This is a genomic window from Limimaricola sp. G21655-S1, assembly GCF_027213785.1.
In the GTDB taxonomy this organism is placed as follows: Bacteria; Pseudomonadota; Alphaproteobacteria; order Rhodobacterales; family Rhodobacteraceae; genus Limimaricola.
In genome coordinates, this window is the sequence record NZ_JAPWGO010000001.1 from 230,071 (window position 1) to 248,400 (window position 18,330).

The 18,330-nt window shown below is 67.5% G+C and carries 17 protein-coding genes (1 of these 17 only partly in view); 12 read left to right on the forward strand and 5 right to left on the reverse strand.

Annotation, left to right across the window (positions count from 1 at the left end):
• The first annotated feature begins 84 nt into the window (after positions 1 to 84).
• The 4 genes from O4G76_RS01245 (at position 85) to O4G76_RS01260 (ending at position 5,236) form a co-directional block, all read left to right on the forward strand.
• Positions 85 to 876 (forward strand): sulfotransferase, encoded by a 792-nt coding sequence (locus O4G76_RS01245; RefSeq protein WP_269395610.1) that lies wholly within the window; start codon positions 85 to 87, stop codon positions 874 to 876.
• A 103-nt stretch (positions 877 to 979) separates the two neighbouring features.
• Positions 980 to 2,659, forward strand: coding sequence for a hypothetical protein (locus O4G76_RS01250; protein WP_269395611.1), 1,680 nt, complete (start codon positions 980 to 982; stop codon positions 2,657 to 2,659).
• Between the two features lie 20 nt (positions 2,660 to 2,679).
• Positions 2,680 to 3,705: a sodium:calcium antiporter gene (locus O4G76_RS01255; RefSeq protein ID WP_269395612.1), complete on the forward strand. Its 1,026-nt coding sequence runs from the start codon at positions 2,680 to 2,682 to the stop codon at positions 3,703 to 3,705.
• 94 nt (positions 3,706 to 3,799) lie between these two features.
• A complete protein-coding gene (locus tag O4G76_RS01260; protein ID WP_269395613.1) occupies positions 3,800 to 5,236 on the forward strand; it encodes a sodium:alanine symporter family protein in 1,437 nt (478 codons plus the stop codon).
• A 60-nt stretch (positions 5,237 to 5,296) separates the two neighbouring features.
• Here O4G76_RS01260 and O4G76_RS01265 read toward each other — a convergent pair whose 3' ends face one another.
• The 5 genes from O4G76_RS01265 to O4G76_RS01285 form a co-directional block, all read right to left on the reverse strand.
• Positions 5,297 to 5,947, reverse strand: coding sequence for a trimeric intracellular cation channel family protein (locus O4G76_RS01265; RefSeq protein WP_085894933.1), 651 nt, complete (start codon positions 5,945 to 5,947; stop codon positions 5,297 to 5,299).
• 95 nt (positions 5,948 to 6,042) lie between these two features.
• Entirely contained in the window at positions 6,043 to 6,438 is a 396-nt protein-coding gene (locus O4G76_RS01270; RefSeq protein ID WP_269395614.1) for an antitoxin Xre/MbcA/ParS toxin-binding domain-containing protein, read from the reverse strand.
• A 107-nt stretch (positions 6,439 to 6,545) separates the two neighbouring features.
• A complete protein-coding gene (locus O4G76_RS01275; protein ID WP_269395615.1) occupies positions 6,546 to 7,475 on the reverse strand; it encodes a LysR family transcriptional regulator in 930 nt (309 codons plus the stop codon).
• Positions 7,476 to 7,547: 72 nt separating this feature from the next.
• Complete coding sequence (locus O4G76_RS01280; RefSeq protein ID WP_269395616.1) at positions 7,548 to 8,201, reverse strand: hypothetical protein; 654 nt, start codon at positions 8,199 to 8,201, stop codon at positions 7,548 to 7,550.
• 74 nt (positions 8,202 to 8,275) lie between these two features.
• On the reverse strand, positions 8,276 to 9,043 hold the full coding sequence (locus tag O4G76_RS01285) for a DeoR/GlpR family DNA-binding transcription regulator (RefSeq protein ID WP_269395617.1): 768 nt from the start codon (positions 9,041 to 9,043) through the stop codon (positions 8,276 to 8,278).
• 271 nt (positions 9,044 to 9,314) lie between these two features.
• Here O4G76_RS01285 and glpD point away from each other — a divergent pair, with 271 nt between their 5' ends.
• The 8 genes from glpD to glpK all read left to right on the forward strand — a co-directional run.
• Positions 9,315 to 10,907 (forward strand): glycerol-3-phosphate dehydrogenase, encoded by a 1,593-nt coding sequence (glpD, locus tag O4G76_RS01290; RefSeq protein WP_269395618.1) that lies wholly within the window; start codon positions 9,315 to 9,317, stop codon positions 10,905 to 10,907.
• Positions 10,908 to 10,936: 29 nt separating this feature from the next.
• Positions 10,937 to 12,025 carry an ABC transporter ATP-binding protein gene (locus O4G76_RS01295; RefSeq protein WP_269395619.1) on the forward strand — a complete coding sequence of 363 codons (1,089 nt, stop codon included), beginning with the start codon at positions 10,937 to 10,939 and terminating at the stop codon, positions 12,023 to 12,025.
• A 1-nt stretch (position 12,026) separates the two neighbouring features.
• On the forward strand, positions 12,027 to 13,121 hold the full coding sequence (locus O4G76_RS01300) for an ABC transporter ATP-binding protein (protein ID WP_269395620.1): 1,095 nt from the start codon (positions 12,027 to 12,029) through the stop codon (positions 13,119 to 13,121).
• Positions 13,121 to 13,993: a carbohydrate ABC transporter permease gene (locus tag O4G76_RS01305; protein ID WP_085894925.1), complete on the forward strand. Its 873-nt coding sequence runs from the start codon at positions 13,121 to 13,123 to the stop codon at positions 13,991 to 13,993. Before O4G76_RS01300 ends, O4G76_RS01305 begins: the two co-directional genes overlap by 1 nt.
• Positions 13,993 to 14,886: a carbohydrate ABC transporter permease gene (locus O4G76_RS01310; protein WP_269395621.1), complete on the forward strand. Its 894-nt coding sequence runs from the start codon at positions 13,993 to 13,995 to the stop codon at positions 14,884 to 14,886. The genes O4G76_RS01305 and O4G76_RS01310 overlap by 1 nt, the downstream gene beginning before the upstream one ends.
• A 15-nt stretch (positions 14,887 to 14,901) precedes the next feature.
• Entirely contained in the window at positions 14,902 to 15,174 is a 273-nt protein-coding gene (locus O4G76_RS01315) for a DUF2160 domain-containing protein (protein ID WP_269395622.1), read from the forward strand.
• A 64-nt stretch (positions 15,175 to 15,238) separates the two neighbouring features.
• Positions 15,239 to 16,960 carry an ABC transporter substrate-binding protein gene (locus O4G76_RS01320; protein WP_269395623.1) on the forward strand — a complete coding sequence of 574 codons (1,722 nt, stop codon included), beginning with the start codon at positions 15,239 to 15,241 and terminating at the stop codon, positions 16,958 to 16,960.
• Positions 16,961 to 17,048: 88 nt separating this feature from the next.
• Positions 17,049 to 18,330: the 5' portion of a glycerol kinase GlpK gene (glpK, locus tag O4G76_RS01325; RefSeq protein ID WP_269395624.1), read on the forward strand. 200 nt of this gene lie beyond the right edge of the window; the window shows 1,282 of its 1,482 coding nt (coding positions 1-1,282); the start codon lies at positions 17,049 to 17,051; the stop codon falls past the right edge of the window.

An 18,330-nucleotide genomic window follows, 5' to 3' on the forward strand; every position in this document is an offset into this window, starting at 1 on the left:
CCCCGTTCCGGTTCAAGCCGAGGCTGATCAAACGCCATGCCGCGCTAGCTTGCGGGCTGCAGGCAGGCGCGGGGACCAAGAAACATGAAGCATCGTTACCTTTTCATCGGCGGGTTGCACCGCTCAGGCACCTCGCTGGCGGCGCGGATCGCCGGCTCCATCCCTGGGCTGGGTACGCTTTCGAACCTGCCGGTTCCCGAAAACGAAGGGGTCTATCTGCAGGGCGCGATCCCGCATGACGCGCTGGCGGGAGAGCCGGGGGCCTTCGCCTTCGACCCTGATCAGCATCTTGTCGAGGGCGGCCGCTTCGACCGGCTGGAGGTGCGCGAGCGGATCGAGGCGGATTGGGCGCCGTGGTTCCCCGACACGGCATGGCGCGTCGAGAAGTCTCCGGTGAACCTGCTTCGGACGCGGCTTTACCAGCAGCTGTTCCCGCTGTCGCAATTCGTCATCGTGGCGCGCCATCCCCTCGCGGTGGCGCGGGCCATGGCGAAGTGGAGCGACCGCAGCGAGGCCGATCTGGTCGCGCACTGGACACAGGCCTACCGGATCGCACTGGAAGATGCCCGACGGCTGCATGCGCGGCTGATCCTGCGCTACGAGGATCTCGTGGCCACCCCGGACGCCGCGCGCCGGGCCTTGGCCGCGTTCTGCGACCGGCCTTGCGACGGCGCGGCGCCGGAGCCGGTACGCGATGGCAATCGCGATTACGATCTGCGCGCAACCATGCCGTTGCCAGAGGGGGCGGAGGCGGTAATGGGCGCGATGGGATACGGGCCGGACGGCGCGGTGGTGCCGATGCCCGCCGCGGCGGTCGCGCACCCGCTTAGGACAGTGCGCGAGGCGGTCGAGAGGGTCTGGCCTCCGAGGCGCTGAGGATTTTTCACCTTTGCCCGGAACCCCTTCGCGCTTGCCCCTGTTGCTTCTTGACGAGAAGAATGCGGCGCGCGCAAGGCGTCACGAGGGGAGATTGCACGACATGACCGATACAGCTGAACCCGCGAAGCGGCCGAGCTCGTCCCGATTCTGGATCGCGGTGGCCGCCGCGGTGATCGGCTGGATCCTGGTGTTGTGGCTGCTCATCGCCCGCGCCTCGATCGGCGGCGATCTCGAAGAGGCGCAGGCGCGGATCGTCGAGGTCGAGGATCAGGTGGCGATCCAGACCGAGACCATGGGCAGCATCGAAGCGTTGCGCGCCGAACTCGAAGGGCTCCGGGTCGAGGAGCAGGAGCTCGAGAACCGTCGTGCCACCATCGAGGCCGAGATCGCCCCGGCCGAGGCGCGTCTGCAGGAGCTGTCGGGCCAGATCGAGACGGCGGAAGCCGATCTCGAGGCGGCGCAGGAGCAGACGCGCACGCTCGAAGAGGAACTCGCGCCGCTGCGCAGCGAACTCGATAGCTTCGAGACGCGTCGCGCCGAGGCCCAATCGCGTGCCGAGGCCGCGACCGCCGAGCTGAACGAGGTCACGCAGCGCCTCGAGCAGGCGCGCGGCGAGGAGGCCGAGCTGCGCCAGTTGATCGCCACGCTGAGCAGCGAGGCGGCAGAACTGACCGAGCAGGTTTCGCAGGCCGAAACCGAGCTGAGCTCGGTGCGCGAAGAGAGCGACACCATCAAGGCCGAACTGGCCGAAGCCAAGGCCCGCGTTGCCGAGCTGACCGAGCGCCGCGACAATCTCGAGGCCGAGGTCAGCGCGTTGAGCGAGGAGCAGGACTCGCTCGCCCAGGAAGTCGCGGCGGCCCGGGAGCAGAGGCAGCTGTTGCAGGAAGAGGTGGCGCAGCTGGCGCAGAACCTCGCGCAGCGGGCCGAGGAGCTGGCTCGGGTCGAGCGTCGCATCGCTGGCGCGGCGGCGCCGGTCGAGGCGACTGGCGATCGTCCGCAGGTGACCGATCTGCCCGCAGAGACCGAAGCTTCGGAAGCGCCCGTGGAGACTGAAGCTACGGAAACGGACGAAACCGCCGATGCCGCGCCTGCTGCCGAGCGTCCGCAAGTGACCGATCTGCCTGAAGAAACCGTAGCGGTGGCAGAGGAGGGCGAAACCGAGCCGGCCGAGCCGATCGTGCCCGCTGCTGACGTGGATGCGCCTGCCGACGATGCCGCCTCGACAGAGGCCGTGACCAACGCGGCCGAGAGCGGAACCGAGGTCGCGCCGACTGACGAAGCTGCCGCGGCCCCCGAAGCAGGCGAGGCCATGGCGCGTCCGCAGGTCACCGATCTACCGGACCAGGAAGCGTCGACCGAGACCGATCTCGCGGAGGCCGCCGAAGCCGAAACCGCCTCGACCGACACCGTCATTGGCGGCGAACCCGGGGCCCCGCCGGCAGGTCCCGCCGCCGCGCCTGCCGATAGCGACGCGCCCGCCGCCGCACCCTCGGAAGTCGCGAACCTGTCACCCGGTCTCTACACGCTGGGCCCGATCGCGGTGAAATTCTCGGAGGACGGGCGCTTCACCATGGCAGGCAGCGACCAGATGGGCCGCGTCAACGGGCGCTATGTCGTGGAGAACGGCGTTCTGACGCTCGATCAGGTGCAAGGCGACACCGGCTCCGCGATCTTCCCGATGCGCTGCGAGCTTGCCCCGAGCGAAAGCGGCTTCGCCATCGGTGACAGCGACGGCTCTTGTGCCCTGTTCGAGGGGCGGGAGTTCACGATCGCGGAATGACCGGCGGTCCGGTTCGCTGAATGGACCTGTCGGGCCTCTCCCTCTGGGCCGTCGCCGGCATCTTCGCGATGGCGGCGGCGGCGATCATGATGGCAGGCGTACGGCTTGCCCATGTCGCCGATGCGCTGGCCGACCGCACGGGCATGGGCGAGGTCGTCGCCGGCGCGCTCTTCGTCGGAGCGGCGACCTCGCTGCCCGGCGCCATCACCTCCATTTCCACCGCCGCGCAGGGGGCCTCTGGCCTTGCCGTGGGCAACGCACTGGGCGGGCTGACCGCGCAGACCGCCTTCATCGCGGTGGCCGACCTGTTCTATCGCCGTGCCAATCTCGAACATGCCGCCGCCTCGGTCACCGGTCTCGCGCAGGGCGTGCTGCTGGTGGTGCTGCTCTCGATCCCGCTCATCGCCTCGGCCGAGCCGCAGATCACAATTTGGGGCGTGCATCCCGCCTCGCTGCTGATCCCGGTCGGCTATGCCTTCGGCCTGCGGTTGCTGTCGCGGATCCATGACGATCCGATGTGGCATCCGGTTCAAACCGATGAAACCCGCGAGGAGGTTTCCGAGCCGGACCGCGAGGGCGGCAGGTCGGATGGCGGGCTCTGGCTGCGCTTCGCGCTTTATGCGGGGGTGACGGCTGTGGCGGGCTGGGTAATCGGCGAGGCAAGCCTCGCGCTCGTCAAGCTGACCGGCATGGGTGAAAGCGCGGTGGGCACGGTCTTTGCGGGCGTGGCCAATTCCCTGCCCGAACTGGTCACTGCCATCGCCGCGGTGCGGATCGGCGCCGTCAGCCTTGCGGTGGGCGACGTGATCGGCGGCAACGCCTTCGAGGTAATGTTCCTCTCGGCCGCCGATTTCTTCGACGAAGGTTCGATCTACGGCGCACTCACCCCGGCCGATCGGACCACCGCGCTCATCGCCATGCTGATGACCGGGGTGCTACTTCTGGGAATGCTGCGGCGCGAGAAGACCGGCCCGGTGCGGATCGGCTTCGAAAGCGTTCTGGTGCTGGTGCTCTATGCGGGCTCCGTGGCACTGGTGCTTCTATGACCGCTTGTATCGGAACAATGCGTTGCGCCCCTTGCGCAAACGCGCCACAGAGCCGCACCGTTGAAGTTGCGCGCGACAGGGGAGACAGGACCGCATGACACAATTGCAGACGCTATTCGGCTGGATCGGGGACGCCACGTGGGGCTGGGCGCTGATCCCGTTCCTCGTGATACTCGGCGGCACCTTCACCCTGATCTCGGGCTTCGTGCAGCTGCGCTTTTTCGGGCGCATGTGGGGCGTGCTCTCCGAAGGCGGCGACCGTCAGGGCGGCGTCTCCTCGCGCGAGGCGCTCTTGGTATCGGTCGGCGGCCGCGTCGGCGGCGGCAACATCGCCGGTGTCGCGGTGGCGATCACGCTGGGCGGACCCGGCGCGGTGTTCTGGATGTGGGTGGTGGCGCTGATCGGCATGGCCACCTCGCTGTTCGAATGCGCGTTGGCGCAGCTCTACAAGCGCGGTGAGCCCGACGGCACCTTCCGTGGCGGGCCCGCGCAATACATCATCCACGGGCTCGGGGCGCATTTCAACTGGCTCGCCATCCTCTACGCGATCTGCCTGCTGGCCTCCTTCGGGCTCGGCTTCTCGGCGTTCCAGGGCAACACCGTGGCGGTGGCCGCGCAGGACAGCCTCGGGCTCGACCCGATCCTCGTCGGCGCGGGCCTCGCGCTGGTGACGCTCGTCATCGTGTTCGGCGGCATCAAGCGGATCGCCCGCGTCTCGGACGTGATCATCCCGATCATGGCGATCGGCTACATCGTACTGGCGCTGGCTGTGATCGTTCTCAACATCACCGAAGTGCCGGCGGCACTCTGGACCATCGTGGCCAATGCGGTGGGCCTCGAGGAAGCCGTCGGTGGCGGTGTCGGCGCAGCGGTGGCGCAAGGCATGCGGCGTGGCCTGTTCTCGAACGAGGCGGGCCTCGGTTCGGCGCCGAACGTGGCGGCGGCGGCGGCGGTGCCGCATCCGATCAGCCAGGGCATCGTGCAGTCCCTCTCGGTGTTCATCGACACGATGATCATCTGCACCTGCACCGCGATGGTGATCCTTCTGGGGGATGTCTACGTGCCCGGCGCGACCGATGTGGACGGCGTCGCGCTGACCCAGCAGAGCCTGGTCGACCATCTGGGCAGCTGGGCGCAGTACTTCCTGACCGGCGCGGTGCTGCTCTTCGCCTTCAGCTCGATCATCTACAACTACTATCTCGGCGAGACCGCGCTGAGCGTGCTGTGGGACAACGGCATCGCCCGGGTGCTGCTGCGGCTCGCGGTGCCGATGGTGGTGTTTCTTGGGGCAGCGGCGCCCGGCGCCACGGCGGTGTTCTTCTTCTCGGACCCGCTGATGGGGCTTCTGGCGCTGGTCAACCTGCTGGCGCTGACCATGCTGTTCCCGGTCGGGCTGCGGCTTCTCAACGACTACCGCAGGCAGTTGCGCGCGGGCGCGGTGGAGCCGGTACTGGAGATCGAGGATTACGCCGATCTCGACATCGACCGCGCCGCATGGGCCGTGCCGGCCCAGACCCGGCCGCTCGGCTGAGCGCGATCAGTCCGCGAGATCGAAGGGGGGCGCTGACGCCCCCCTTTTTCATGGGATGCTTCAGAAACCGGTGGGCGGGTTCTTGCGACCAGGACGCGAGCGGTAGGCCGGCAGCGACCAGCCGCGCCACAGCGCCACGATCCGGAGCGTGAAGGCGAGACCGAAGCCCGCCAGCGCCGCCGCCTCGCGCCCCGCGCCCGAAAGCACGAGCGCGGCGCAGGCCGCGGCCCCCAGCATCGAGGCCGCGACATAGATCTCGCGGCGCAGGATCACCGAGGGCTCATGGCCCAGCGTGTCGCGGATGATGCCGCCGACATTGGCGGTGATCACGCCCATCGCGATCGCCACCGTGACGCCCGCCCCCGCGTCGAGCGCCTTGAGCGTGCCCACCACGCTCACCAGCGCCATGCCGAAGGCATCGAGCCAAAGGATGTAGCGGTAGCGGTACTCCATCATGTGCGCCGCGAAATGCGTGACGATGGCGGTGAGGATGCAGGCGATCACCGGGGTCGGATCCTCGACCCAGAACACCGGCTCTCCGAGGATCAGGTCGCGCGTCGTGCCACCGCCGACGCCGGTGATCACCGCGAACCAGACGAAGCCGAGGATGTCGAGTTCCTTGCGCGAAGCGACCAGCGCGCCGGTCGCCGCGAAGGAGACGGCTGAAACGAGATCGAGCGCCGCGAGCAGCGGGGCGAGGGGCAGGTCCATGGCGGGGCTCCGGGCATCAGGAGGGGCGGGAGCGCCCTCCTAGCCGCTGGCGGGCCCGTGTCAACGCGGACGCATCCCGCGCCCGGGATGCGCGATCAGGCGGCGATGGAAGCGAAGGCGTCGCGCAGCCTGATCAGGTCCTCGATCCGGCCCGACCCCATCATCTGCAGCGGGCTGCGGCCGCCAAGGGCTGGCTGGCGGGCACGGATCCAGTCGGCGGGGCCGAGCGTCGCGCTCGCGCTGCGGGTGGCGACGTGGATGTCGCGGAGGAGCGCCATGCGGCGCAGCCGCTCGCGGTCGACGATCTCGACCTGTCCGGCGCACCAGCGGCGCCAGCTCTCGGGCTGCATGCCGCCGAGGATGGCCACCATCTGCGCATCGCGCAGCTCCCAGACCCGGGCGAGCAGCACGGCAGTGCGGACGAGCGGACCGGTTTCCGCAGGGCTGACGGGACGTTCGGGGGCCTCGACGGACCGGACGGCTGCGAACAAGGGCGCTCTCCTCTGTCTCTGCCCCCCGCTATACCCGAGTCGCGTCTAGCGGGCAGAAACGGTTCCAGCATCTCCGTGTGATGGGCGAAAATTTGCCGATTTCGGGCCTAGCAGGCCCCGGCGACGGCCTCGGCGGCAGCAACCGCACCGCCGATCCGCTCGGCCATATGGTCCATGAAGAGCCGCATCTTCGGGTCCTGCAGCCGACGATGCGTGAACAGGCAGGCCATCTGCACCGGCAGGGGCGGCGTTTCGGTGCAGACCGGCACCAGCCGGCCCGCCGCCAGATGATCGGCGATCTCGAACACCGGCTTGAGCGCGATTCCGGCACCAGCCAGAGCCCAATCGGTGAGCACGTCGCCATCATCGCATTCGAGCCGCCCGCTCACCGGGTAGGCGCGCGGACCTTCGGGGGTCATCAGGGTCCAGCGGAACTCCGTGGCGCCGGGAAAGCGCAGGTTGAGGCAATCATGCGCGCCGCTCACCAGGGCCGCGCCGTCGCGCGGGGTGCCGCGTCGGGCGATGTAGTCGGGCGCAGCGCAGAGCAGTCTTGCGCAGCTGGCGATCTGGCGGATCGTCAGATCGCTGTCGGCGGGGCGGCCGAGGAAGAACCGCAGATCGATCGCCTCGGCGGCGAGATCGATCATCCGGTCCGACAGCCGCAACCGCAGATCGACCTGGGGATAGGTGGCGGCGAAGCCCGGAAGCTCCGGCGCGATCAGGCGCCGCCCGACGCCCAGAGGGGCCGCGACATGGATCGTGCCGCGCGGGTTTTCGGTGATCCGCGAGACCAGCGCCTCGGCCTCCTCGACCTTTTCCAGCACCGCGCGCGCGCCGTCGTAGAAGCTGCGGCCCTGCTCGGTGGGGGCGAGGCTGCGGGTGGTGCGCTGGAACAGCCGCACGCCCAGATGCGTCTCGAGCTGCCCGATCCGGGCCGATGCCACGGCGGCCGACACCCGCAGATCGCGCCCGGCCGCCGACATCGAGCCCAACTCGTAGACCCTGACGAAGGTGCGGATGTTGTCGAGATAGGCCAAGTCACGTTCCCATCGCTGTCAGCTGGGGCTTGGTTACGCCGCCTTACGGGGTTCGGCCAGTGGCAGCCGGAGCTAGCCCAGTATGCCGGGGCCGATCAGCATCACCGCGAGCGGCAGCGGCGCTGTGGCCAGCAGCATGGTCAGCGCCACGGCAACCGGCTGGAACAACCGGCTCAGCCCGGCGGCCAGCAGGATGCCGCCGCCGCCGCCGATCAGCGAGTTGCCCGGCAGGTTCACCAGCAGTGCCAGAACGAGATAACGCCGCCGCAGCACCCAGCGCCGGGCCCAGCGCGGCACGCTGTCCTCGAGCTTGCGCATCCGTGCCTCTGGATCGGTTTCGCGCAGCCGCGCCAATGCCGCGGCGGCCCTGTCGAAGCCCAGCCGGTCCAGCGCCAGACAGACCCGCGGCGCGGCGAGCGCCCGGCCGGCCCCGAAGGCCAGCATCAGCCCCACCGCCGTCGCGCCCCAGACGATGGGTGCGGCGGCAGCGCCATGCGCCATCAGCAGCGCCAGCCCGATCTCGGCCCCCGGCACGAAGGGAATCGCCAGCACCACCGCGTAGAGCAGGAGCAGACCCGCGACCGTGAGGCCGAGCAGTTCCATCCGGCCTTGCGCGGCCATCTCGGCGGCGAAGTCGCGCAGCCAGAAGGCCAGCCAGAGATTGACCGCGATCAGGATCGCGACCAGCGCGAGGCGCAGGGCCAGTCGGGGCAGGGTGGTACGCATCGGCACTCCGGGCGCGCGGGCAGGAAAGGCGCATCCCCCTTTATGCCTCGAAGGGGTGAATCGCCAGTGCAGGGCTAGTCCGGTCGGGCGATGACGATGCGGGTGCCCCATTCGGCGCAGCGCTGCGCCAGCGCGGGAGGCGGCGGTGCGTCGGTATAGAAGACGTCGATCTCGCGCAGCGAGGCGATGCGCGCGGGCGCGGAGCGCGAGAACTTGGAGCGGTCGGCCACCAGGACGGTGCGGCGCGAACGGCGCAGCAGGCTCTGGTTCACCCCGACCTCCTCAATGTCGAAATCGAGCAGGTCGCCGGTCTCGTCGAGCGCCGAGCAGCCGATCACCGCGAGATCGAACTTGAACTGCTGGATCGTCTGGGTGGTGAGCGAACCAACGAGCCCGCCATCCGAGCGCCTGAGCGCGCCGCCGGTGACGATCACCTGCGCCTCGGCGTTCTCGGCGAGGATGGTGGCGACGTTCATGTTGTTGGTGACCACCATCAGCCCGCGATGGCGCAGCAGCGCCCGCGCCACCGCCTCGGTCGAGGTGCCGATGTTGAGAAAGATCGAGGCATCGTCCGAAATCTCGGCAGCACAGGCCGCGGCGATCGCGGATTTGGGCCCGGGGTTGAGGCTGCGGCGATGTTCGTAGCCGATATTGACGGTGCCCGATGGCAGCACCGCACCGCCATGCACTCGCTCGAGTCGTCCGGCCTCGGCCAGATCGGTCAGGTCGCGGCGGATCGTCTGCAGGGTCACCCCGAAATGTTCGGCCAGCCCCTCGACCGTGACCCGCCCTTCGCGGCGGGCGATCTCGAGGATTTCTGGCTGCCGAAAGCTCTGTGACATCGCGCGGATCCCGTTATGGATGTTCCATAATGCGCGGAATCCGGCAGAATGCAACGCAAACGCGGGATTGCTTCCCTATGTGAATGGAAACCTATAGCCCGTCTTTCCCGCGAAAACTCCCAAAAAGTGCTGAAAACTCTACTCCCTATGGTCGCGAACGGTACAGGTTCGGATCGAAGAAAGCGAACCTAAACGAAAAATTCCTCTTGCTTGGCGCGCTTCTCGGAGTCAGGATCACGGGCGAACCGAACACGGGGCGGGGGGCATCCACTTGTCGGCAGTCGAGACAACCGAAGATGTCAGCGATCTCTTCGTGATCGGTGGCGGCATCAATGGCTGCGGCATCGCCCGCGACGCTGCCGGGCGCGGGCTGTCGGTGGTTCTGGCCGAGATGGACGATCTCGCGCAGGCGACCTCCTCCTCCTCGACCAAGCTGTTCCATGGCGGGTTGCGCTACCTCGAATATTTCGAGTTCCGGCTGGTGCGCGAGGCGCTGATCGAGCGCGAGACGCTGCTGCGCGCCATGCCGCACATCTCCTGGCCGATGCGCTTCGTGCTGCCCTATCACCCGTCGATGCGGTTCGAGAGCGATACCCCGACCTCGAAGCTTCTGGGCACGGTGATGCCCTGGATGAAGGGGCGGCGCCCGGCCTGGCTGATCCGGCTGGGGCTTTTCATGTACGACCATCTGGGCGGGCGGAAGATCCTGCCCGGCACCCGCACGCTCGATCTCAGGCGCGACCCGGCCGGCGGCCCGCTCGATCCCAAGTTCGAGACCGCCTACGAATACTCCGACTGCTGGATCGAGGATTCGCGGCTCGTGGTCCTGAACGCCCGCGACGCCGAGGCGCGCGGCGCGCGGATCATGACCCGAACCAAGGTGCTGCATGCGACGCGGGAGGGCGAGCTCTGGGTCATCGAGGTCGAGGACCGCGACACCGGCGCGCGGCGCACGCACCGGGCCAGGATGCTGGTCAATGCGGGCGGGCCCTGGGTCGGCAAGCTGCTGAAGGGCGCGATCGACGTGGAAACCCGCGAGGGCGTGCGCCTCGTGCGCGGCAGCCACATCGTCACCGAGCGGCTCTACGATCACGACAAGTGCTATTTCTTCCAAGGCACCGACGGGCGGATCATCTTCGCGATCCCCTACGAGACCGATTTCACGCTGATCGGCACCACCGATGCCGACCACCCCGATCCCTCCGAGCCGGCGATCTGCACGCCCGAGGAGCAGGACTATCTGTGCCGCTTCGCGAGCCGCTATTTCGAACGCGAGGTGACGCGCGACGACATCGTCTGGACCTATTCGGGGGTGCGTCCGCTCTATGACGACGGCGCCTCGAGCGCCACGGCGGCGACGCGGGACTACACGCTCAAGGTCAATGCCGAGGGCGGCGCGCCGGTGCTCAACGTCTTCGGCGGCAAGATCACCACCTATCGCCGCCTCGCCGAGAGCGCGATGGAGAAGATCGCGCCCTATTTCGAGACCACAAAGGGTCGCTGGACCGCCGGCGTCGCGCTGCCGGGCGGGGATTTCCCGGTCGATGGCGTCGAGGCGCTGATCGCGGGGCTCGAGGCGGATTACCCGTTCCTCGACCGGCGCTGGGCGCGGCGGCTGGTGCGCGCCTATGGCACCGAGGCGCGGTTGATCCTCGGCAAGGCCCGGAGCGCGCAGGATCTCGGTCGCGATTTCGGGGCGACGCTGACCGAGGCCGAGGTCGCGTGGCTCGTCGAAAAGGAATACGCTCGCAGCGCGGATGACGTGCTGTGGAGGAGATCGAAGCTGGGGCTGCGCCTGACAGGAGATCAGGCCGCCGCCCTCGAGGACTGGATGCAGGGAGAGAGGGCCGCGCGGCACGGCTGAGGAGGGCCGCGCGACCGGGGAGGACGATCATGACGCTGACGCTGGAGGGCGTGTCGAAGCGGGTGGAGGGGCAGACCCATATCCACCGCACCGACCTCACGTTGCAAAACGGCACGATGAACGTGCTGCTGGGCCCGACCCTGTCGGGCAAGACCTCGTTGATGCGGCTGATGGCGGGGCTCGACGCGCCGACGACCGGCCGCATCCTGTGGAACGGCGAGGACGTGACCAGCGTGCGGGTGCAGGACCGCAAGGTGGCGATGGTCTACCAGCAGTTCATCAACTACCCGTCGATGACGGTCTACGACAACATCGCCTCGCCGATGCGGATCTCGGGCAAGTCGAAGGACGAGATCGACGCCGCCGTTCGAAAATCGGCCGAGATGATGAAGCTGACCCCGCTTCTCGACCGCAAGCCGCTTGAGCTGTCGGGCGGTCAGCAACAGCGCTGCGCGCTGGCCCGGGCGCTGGTCAAGGATGCGGGTCTGGTGCTCTTGGACGAGCCGCTGGCCAATCTCGACTACAAGCTGCGCGAGGAACTGCGCGCCGAAATCCCAAAGATCTTCGAAGAGGCGGGCTCGATCTTCGTCTATGCGACCACCGAGCCGGAGGAGGCGCTGCTACTGGGCGGCCATGTCGCGACGCTCTGGGAGGGGCGAGTGACGCAGTTCGGCCCGACGCCACAGGTCTACCGCCACCCGGTGGACGCGACCACGGCACGGGTCTTCTCCGATCCGCCGATGAATTTCCTGCCCTTCGAGAAGCGCGGGGCGGTCCTGCATCTCGATGGCGGCCGCGAGGTGCCGGCCGCGGGCGCGCTGGGCGGCTTGCGCGACGGTCGCTATCAGGGGGGCTTCCGCCCCAACCACATGGAGCTGGAACGCCGCCACGAGGGCGACATCGCCTTCGAGACGCGGCTCGCGGTGACCGAGATCACCGGCTCCGAGACCTTCGTGCATCTCGACCATCACGGCACCCGTTGGGTCGGGCTGATCCATGGCGTGCGCAACCTGCGCCCCGGGCAGGCGCTCACCGCCTATCTCGACCCGGCGCATGTCTACGTCTTCGCCGAGGACGGTCCGCTCGTCGCCCCTGCATCCTACGTGGAGGCCGCCTGACATGGCCAAGATCACGCTCGACAACCTCGCGCATTCCTACCTCAAGCAACCGAAATCCGACGATGACTGGGCGCTCAAGGAGTTGAACCACGACTGGGCCGATGGCGAGGCCTACGCGCTCCTGGGCTCGTCGGGTTGTGGCAAGTCCACGCTGCTCAACATCATCTCGGGGCTGCTGCGGCCGAGCCGGGGGCGAATCCTGTTCGACGGGCGCGACGTGACCGACGCGCCGACGGCCGAGCGCAACATCGCGCAGGTATTCCAGTTCCCGGTGGTCTACGACACCATGACGGTGGGCGAGAACCTCGCCTTTCCCCTCAAGAACCGCGGCGCCGATCCGAAATACATCGCCGAGCGAGTGAACAGCATCGCGGCGATGATCGGCATGGAGGATCAGCTCAGGCGCAAGGCGCGCGGGCTGACGGCCGACGCCAAGCAGAAGATCAGCCTCGGTCGCGGCATGGTGCGCGAGGACGTGAACGCGCTTCTCTTCGACGAGCCGCTGACCGTGATCGACCCCCACATGAAGTGGGAACTCAGGACCCAGCTCAAGCAGCTGCACCACGACTTCGGCCACACGATGATCTACGTCACCCACGACCAGACCGAGGCGCTGACCTTCGCCGACAAGGTGGTGGTGATGTATGATGGGCGCGTGGTACAGATCGGCACGCCGCAGGAGCTGTTCGAGCGGCCCGCGCATACCTTCGTGGGCTTCTTCATCGGTTCGCCCGGCATGAACCTGTTCGACGCCCAGGTCTCGGGCGCGACCGCCACCGTGCAGGGCGTGGCGGTGCCGTTGGGCGACAGCTACGCCCCCGTCGCGGGTCAGGTGCAGATCGGCGTCCGGCCCGAATTCGTCCGGCTGCATGCCGGCGGCGAAGGGCTGCCCGCGCGCATCTTGCGCGTCGAGGATGTGGGCCGCCACAAGATCGTCCGGCTCGATGTCGGCGGCACCGCCGCCAACGCGATCCTCGACGAGGGCACGCCGGTGCCGGCAGGGGCCGACCGGGTGAGCTTCGATACGGAGGCGATCAACGTCTATGCCGACGAGTGGCGCGTCGCTCCGGGGACCGCGCAGGGGAGGGCCGCGTGATGAACAAGACCGTCAATCAGAAAGCCTGGTTCCTGGTGCTGCCGGTGCTGATCCTCGTCGGCTTCTCGGCGGTGATCCCGCTGATGACCGTGGTGAACTATTCCGTGCAGGACACCTTCGGCAACAACGTCTTCTTCTGGGCCGGTCTCGACTGGTTCCGTGACATGCTCGAGAGCGAGCGGATGTGGAACGCGCTGGGCCGCCAGTTGGTCTTCTCGAGCATCATCCTCGCGATCGAGGTGCCGCTGGGCATCTTCGTCGCGCTCAACATGCCGAAGAAAGGCTTCTGGGCCTCGTTCTGCCTCGTGCTGATGTCGCTGCCGCTGCTGATCCCGTGGAACGTGGTCGGCACGATCTGGCAGATCTTTGGCCGGGTCGACATCGGGCTCCTGGGCTACGTGCTGGCCAAGCTGGGGGTGAACTACAACTACACCCAGAACGTGATCGACGCCTGGGCCACGGTCATCATCATGGATGTCTGGCACTGGACCTCGCTGGTGGCGCTCTTGGCCTATGCCGGCCTGCAATCGATCCCCGACGCCTACTACCAGGCCGCCAAGATCGACCAGGCCTCGCGCTGGAAGGTGTTCCGCTTCATCGAACTGCCGAAGATGGCGGGCGTGCTGATGATCGCGATCCTGCTGCGGTTCATGGACAGTTTCATGATCTATACCGAGCCCTTCGTCGTTACCGGCGGCGGTCCCGGCAACGCCACCACCTTCCTGTCGATCGATCTCGTGAAGATGGCGCTGGGACAGTTCGACCTCGGCCCGGCGGCGGCCTTCAGCCTGATGTACTTCCTCGTCATCCTGCTGATCTCCTGGGTGTTCTACACCGTGATGACCAACCTCGACAAAAGGGATGGTGTCTGATGTCCGATGCGACGACCTCCGCCCCCGGCGCGGCCTCGATCCCCGGCGACGTCAGCGCCGCCGAACCGCGCGCCCGCACCCGCCGCCGCTTCCGGCCGAACGGCTCGATGATCGTGATGGCGCTCTACCTGCTGTTCCTGATGCTGCCGATCTACTGGCTCTTGAACATGAGTCTGAAGACCAATGCCGAGATCCTGTCGGGCTTCTCGCTCTGGCCGCGCAACCTGACGCTGGCCAATTACGAGAAGATCCTCACCGATCCGTCCTGGTACATGGGCTACGTCAACTCGATCATCTACGTGACGATGAATACCGTCATCTCGATCTCGGTGGCGCTGCCGGCGGCCTATGCCTTCTCGCGCTACAGCTTCATGGGCGACAAGCACCTGTTCTTCTGGCTGTTGACCAACCGCATGGCGCCGCCCGCGGTCTTCGCGCTGCCGTTCTTCCAGCTCTACTCCTCGGTCGGGCTGTTCGACACCCATATTGCGGTGGCGCTGGCGCATACGCTGTTCAACGTGCCGCTGGCGGTGTGGATTCTCGAGGGCTTCATGCGCGGCGTGCCGCGCGAGATCGACGAGACCGCCTATATCGACGGCTATTCCTTTCCGAAGTTCTTCGTGAAGATATTCATGCCGCTGATCGCGAGCGGCATAGGCGTCGCCGCCTTCTTCTGCTTCATGTTCTCCTGGGTGGAACTGCTGCTGTCGCGCACCCTGACGAGCGTCGATGCCAAGCCGATCGCGGCGACGATGACCCGCACCGTCTCGGCCTCGGGCCTCGACTGGGGCGTGCTCGCGGCGGCGGGGGTGCTGACGATCCTGCCCGGCGCGCTCGTGATCTGGTTCGTGCGCAACTACATCGCCAAGGGCTTTGCCCTGGGCCGGGTCTGAGAGAGGAGAGACGACATGGCATGGATGGCATGGACGGTCCCCACCGCGATCTTCTTCGGCTCGATCGCGGCGCTGCTGATCATCTTCACGGTGCTGGCGATCCGTTATCCCGAGACGCCGCGCACCGGCGTTCTGGGAATCGAGACGACGCGCGGCGACCGGCTCTTCATCACGCTCTTGGGCTCCGCCTTCATCAATCTCGCCTGGCTGGGGCTTGTCGATGCGCCGCAGCCTTGGGCGATGCTGGTCTGCCTCGTTTACGCCGCCGCGGTGTTCCGCTGGGTCTGACGAGTTTCACGAAGCGCCGTTCGGGGAGGACGGCGTGATGGTTCGACAAATGGGAGGAAACCATATGAACCCGCTTCTGAAATCCACCACCGCGCTGGGCCTCGCGCTCGGTCTCATGGCGGGGCCCGCCATGGCCGACATGGAGGCCGCGATCAGCTTCCTCGACGAGGAGATCGAGCGCTCCGCCCTCACCCGCGAGGAGCAGGAAGCCGAGATGCAGTGGTTCGTCGATGCCGCCGAGCCGTTCTCGGGCATGTCGATCAACGTGGTCTCCGAAACCATCACCACGCATGAATACGAGGCCAACGTGCTGGCCCCGGCCTTTACCGCGATCACCGGCATCAACGTCACCCACGACCTGATCGGCGAGGGCGACGTGGTCGAAAAGCTGCAGACGCAGATGCAGTCGGGCGAGAACATCTACGACGCCTACATCAACGACAGCGACCTGATCGGCACCCATTGGCGCTACCAGCAGGCGCGCAACCTGACCGACTGGATGGCGGGCGAGGGCGCGGACGTCACCAACCCGAACCTCAACCTCGACGATTTCATCGGGTTGCAGTTCACCACCGGCCCGGATGGCAAGCTCTACCAGCTGCCCGACCAGCAATTCGCGAACCTCTACTGGTTCCGCCACGACTGGTTCACCGACGAGAAGAACATGGCGGATTTCGAGGCCGAATACGGCTATCCGCTCGGCGTGCCGGTCAACTGGTCGGCCTATGAGGACATCGCCGCCTTCTTCACCGGCCGCGACCTGAGCCACATGGGCGTGTCGGGCGAGGTCTTCGGCCACATGGATTACGGCAAGAAGGATCCGAGCCTCGGCTGGCGCTTCACCGATGCGTGGATGTCGATGGCCGGGATGGGTGACAAGGGCGAGCCCAACGGCTTGCCGGTCGACGAATGGGGCGTCCGCGTCAACGAGAACAGCCAGCCGGTCGGCTCCTGCGTGGCGCGCGGCGGCGCGACCAACTCGCCCGCGGCCGTCTATGCGATCGAGAAGTACACCGACTGGCTGCAGAACTACGCCCCGCCCGCGGCTGCCGGCATGACCTTTTCGGAATCCGGCCCGGTGCCGGCCCAGGGCCAGATCGCGCAGCAGATGTTCTGGTACACCGCCTTCACCGCCGACATGGTCGGCGACGGCGCGGCGGCCGTGCTGAACGAGGATGGCAGCCCCAAATGGCGCATGGCCCCAAGCCCGCACGGCGTCTACTGGGAAGAGGGCATGAAGGTCGGCTACCAGGACGCGGGCTCCTGGACGCTGATGGAATCGACCCCGGTCGATCGCGCCAAGGCGGCCTGGCTCTACGCCCAGTTCGTCACCTCGCAGACCGTCGACGTCGAGAAGTCGCATGCGGGCCTGACCTTCATCCGCGAGTCGACGATCCAGCACGAAAGCTTCACCGAGCGGGCGCCCGAGCTTGGCGGTCTCGTCGAGTTCTACCGCTCGCCCGACCGGGTGCGCTGGTCGCCGACCGGCACCAACATCCCCGACTATCCCAAGCTGGCGCAGCTCTGGTGGCAGAACATCGGTGACGCCTCCTCGGGCGCCAAGACCGCACAGGAGGCCCTCGACAGCCTCTGCGAGCAGCAGGAGCAGGTGCTCGAGCGGCTCGAGCGCGCGGGCATCCAGGGCGATCTCGGGCCGGTCATGAACGAGGAGCAGGATCCGCAGTACTGGCTCGACCAGCCCGGCGCGCCGAAGCCGAAGTTGGAGAACGAGGACGAGGAGCCCGAGACCATCAGCTATGAAGAGCTGATCAAGTCCTGGCAGTAAATGCCGAACCGCCGGGGCCGTCTGGCCCCGGCATCCCGCGCCGCGGAGCCTCCCGCCGCGGCGCGTTCCTTTCAGACAAGAGCATCCGATGACCCACATCCTCGCCATCGATCAGGGCACCACCTCGAGCCGCGCCATTCTCTTCGACGCGCAGATGAAGATCGTGGAGATGGCGCAGGAGGAATTTCCGCAGCATTACCCCGACAGCGGCTGGGTCGAACACGACCCGGACGACCTCTGGCAGAGCACGCTGCGCGTCTGCCGCGCCGTGCTGGACAAGACCGGCATCGCCGCCGCCGACATCGCCGGCATCGGCATCACCAACCAGCGCGAGACGACGCTAGTCTGGGAGCGCGAGACCGGCCGCCCCATCCATAACGCCATCGTCTGGCAGGATCGCCGCACCGCCCAGTTCTGCCGCGACTGGCGCGAGCGGGGCGAGGAGGAAACCGTCACCGCCAAGACCGGGCTGATCATCGATCCGTATTTCTCGGGCACCAAGCTCAAATGGATCCTCGATCACGTCGACGGCGCGCGCGATCGGGCGCGCAAGGGCGAGCTGATGTTCGGCACCGTGGATACGTGGCTGATCTGGAACCTTACCGGCGGGCGGGTGCACGCCACCGACGCCACCAATGCCTGCCGCACCATGCTCTACGACATTCGCAAAGGCGGCTGGAGCAGCACCATCTGCGGCATGCTCGACATTCCGATGGAGATGCTGCCCGAGGTGCGCGACTGCGCCGCCGATTTCGGCGCGACCGATCTCCTGGGCGGCGAAATCCCGATCCTCGGCGTCGCGGGAGACCAGCAGGCGGCGACGCTGGGTCAGGCCTGCTTCGCCCCCGGCATGCTGAAATCCACCTATGGCACCGGTTGTTTCGCGCTTCTGAACACCGGCGAGACGCCGGTGCGCTCGACCCACCGCCTGCTGACCACCGTGGCCTACCAGCTCGACGGCAAGCCGACCTATGCGCTCGAAGGCTCGATCTTCATCGCCGGCGCGGTGGTGCAATGGCTGCGCGACGGGCTGGGTCTGATCGACAAGGCGTCCGAGACGCAGGCGATGGCCGAGGCCTCGGACCCGCAGCAGCGGGTGATCATGGTCCCCGCCTTCACCGGTCTCGGCGCGCCCTATTGGGACCCCGACTGCCGCGGCGCGGTATTTGGGCTCACCCGTAACACCGGCCCGCGCGAGATGGCGCGCGCCGCGCTGGAAAGCGTGGGCTACCAGACCCGCGACCTGCTCGAGGCCATGCGCGCCGACTGGCAGGACGCCTCCGAACGCGCGACGCTGCGCGTGGATGGCGGCATGAGCGCCAGCGACTGGACCATGCAGTTCCTCGCCGACATCACCGGCGCACCGGTGG

What these genes read in the sequence shown, in the direction of transcription:
- O4G76_RS01280 (WP_269395616.1), bottom strand. Translation starts at nt 8,201, where the DNA reads ATGCGTACCACCCTGCCCCGACTGGCCCTGCGCCTCGCGCTGGTCGCG.
- O4G76_RS01260 (WP_269395613.1), top strand. Translation starts at nt 3,800, where the DNA reads ATGACACAATTGCAGACGCTATTCGGCTGGATCGGGGACGCCACGTGG.
- O4G76_RS01265 (WP_085894933.1), bottom strand. Translation starts at nt 5,947, where the DNA reads ATGGACCTGCCCCTCGCCCCGCTGCTCGCGGCGCTCGATCTCGTTTCA.
- O4G76_RS01255 (WP_269395612.1), top strand. Translation starts at nt 2,680, where the DNA reads ATGGACCTGTCGGGCCTCTCCCTCTGGGCCGTCGCCGGCATCTTCGCG.
- O4G76_RS01315 (WP_269395622.1), top strand. Translation starts at nt 14,902, where the DNA reads ATGGCATGGATGGCATGGACGGTCCCCACCGCGATCTTCTTCGGCTCG.
- O4G76_RS01310 (WP_269395621.1), top strand. Translation starts at nt 13,993, where the DNA reads ATGTCCGATGCGACGACCTCCGCCCCCGGCGCGGCCTCGATCCCCGGC.
- O4G76_RS01245 (WP_269395610.1), top strand. Translation starts at nt 85, where the DNA reads ATGAAGCATCGTTACCTTTTCATCGGCGGGTTGCACCGCTCAGGCACC.
- O4G76_RS01250 (WP_269395611.1), top strand. Translation starts at nt 980, where the DNA reads ATGACCGATACAGCTGAACCCGCGAAGCGGCCGAGCTCGTCCCGATTC.
- O4G76_RS01320 (WP_269395623.1), top strand. Translation starts at nt 15,239, where the DNA reads ATGAACCCGCTTCTGAAATCCACCACCGCGCTGGGCCTCGCGCTCGGT.
- O4G76_RS01295 (WP_269395619.1), top strand. Translation starts at nt 10,937, where the DNA reads ATGACGCTGACGCTGGAGGGCGTGTCGAAGCGGGTGGAGGGGCAGACC.
- O4G76_RS01285 (WP_269395617.1), bottom strand. Translation starts at nt 9,043, where the DNA reads ATGTCACAGAGCTTTCGGCAGCCAGAAATCCTCGAGATCGCCCGCCGC.
- O4G76_RS01300 (WP_269395620.1), top strand. Translation starts at nt 12,027, where the DNA reads ATGGCCAAGATCACGCTCGACAACCTCGCGCATTCCTACCTCAAGCAA.
- O4G76_RS01305 (WP_085894925.1), top strand. Translation starts at nt 13,121, where the DNA reads ATGAACAAGACCGTCAATCAGAAAGCCTGGTTCCTGGTGCTGCCGGTG.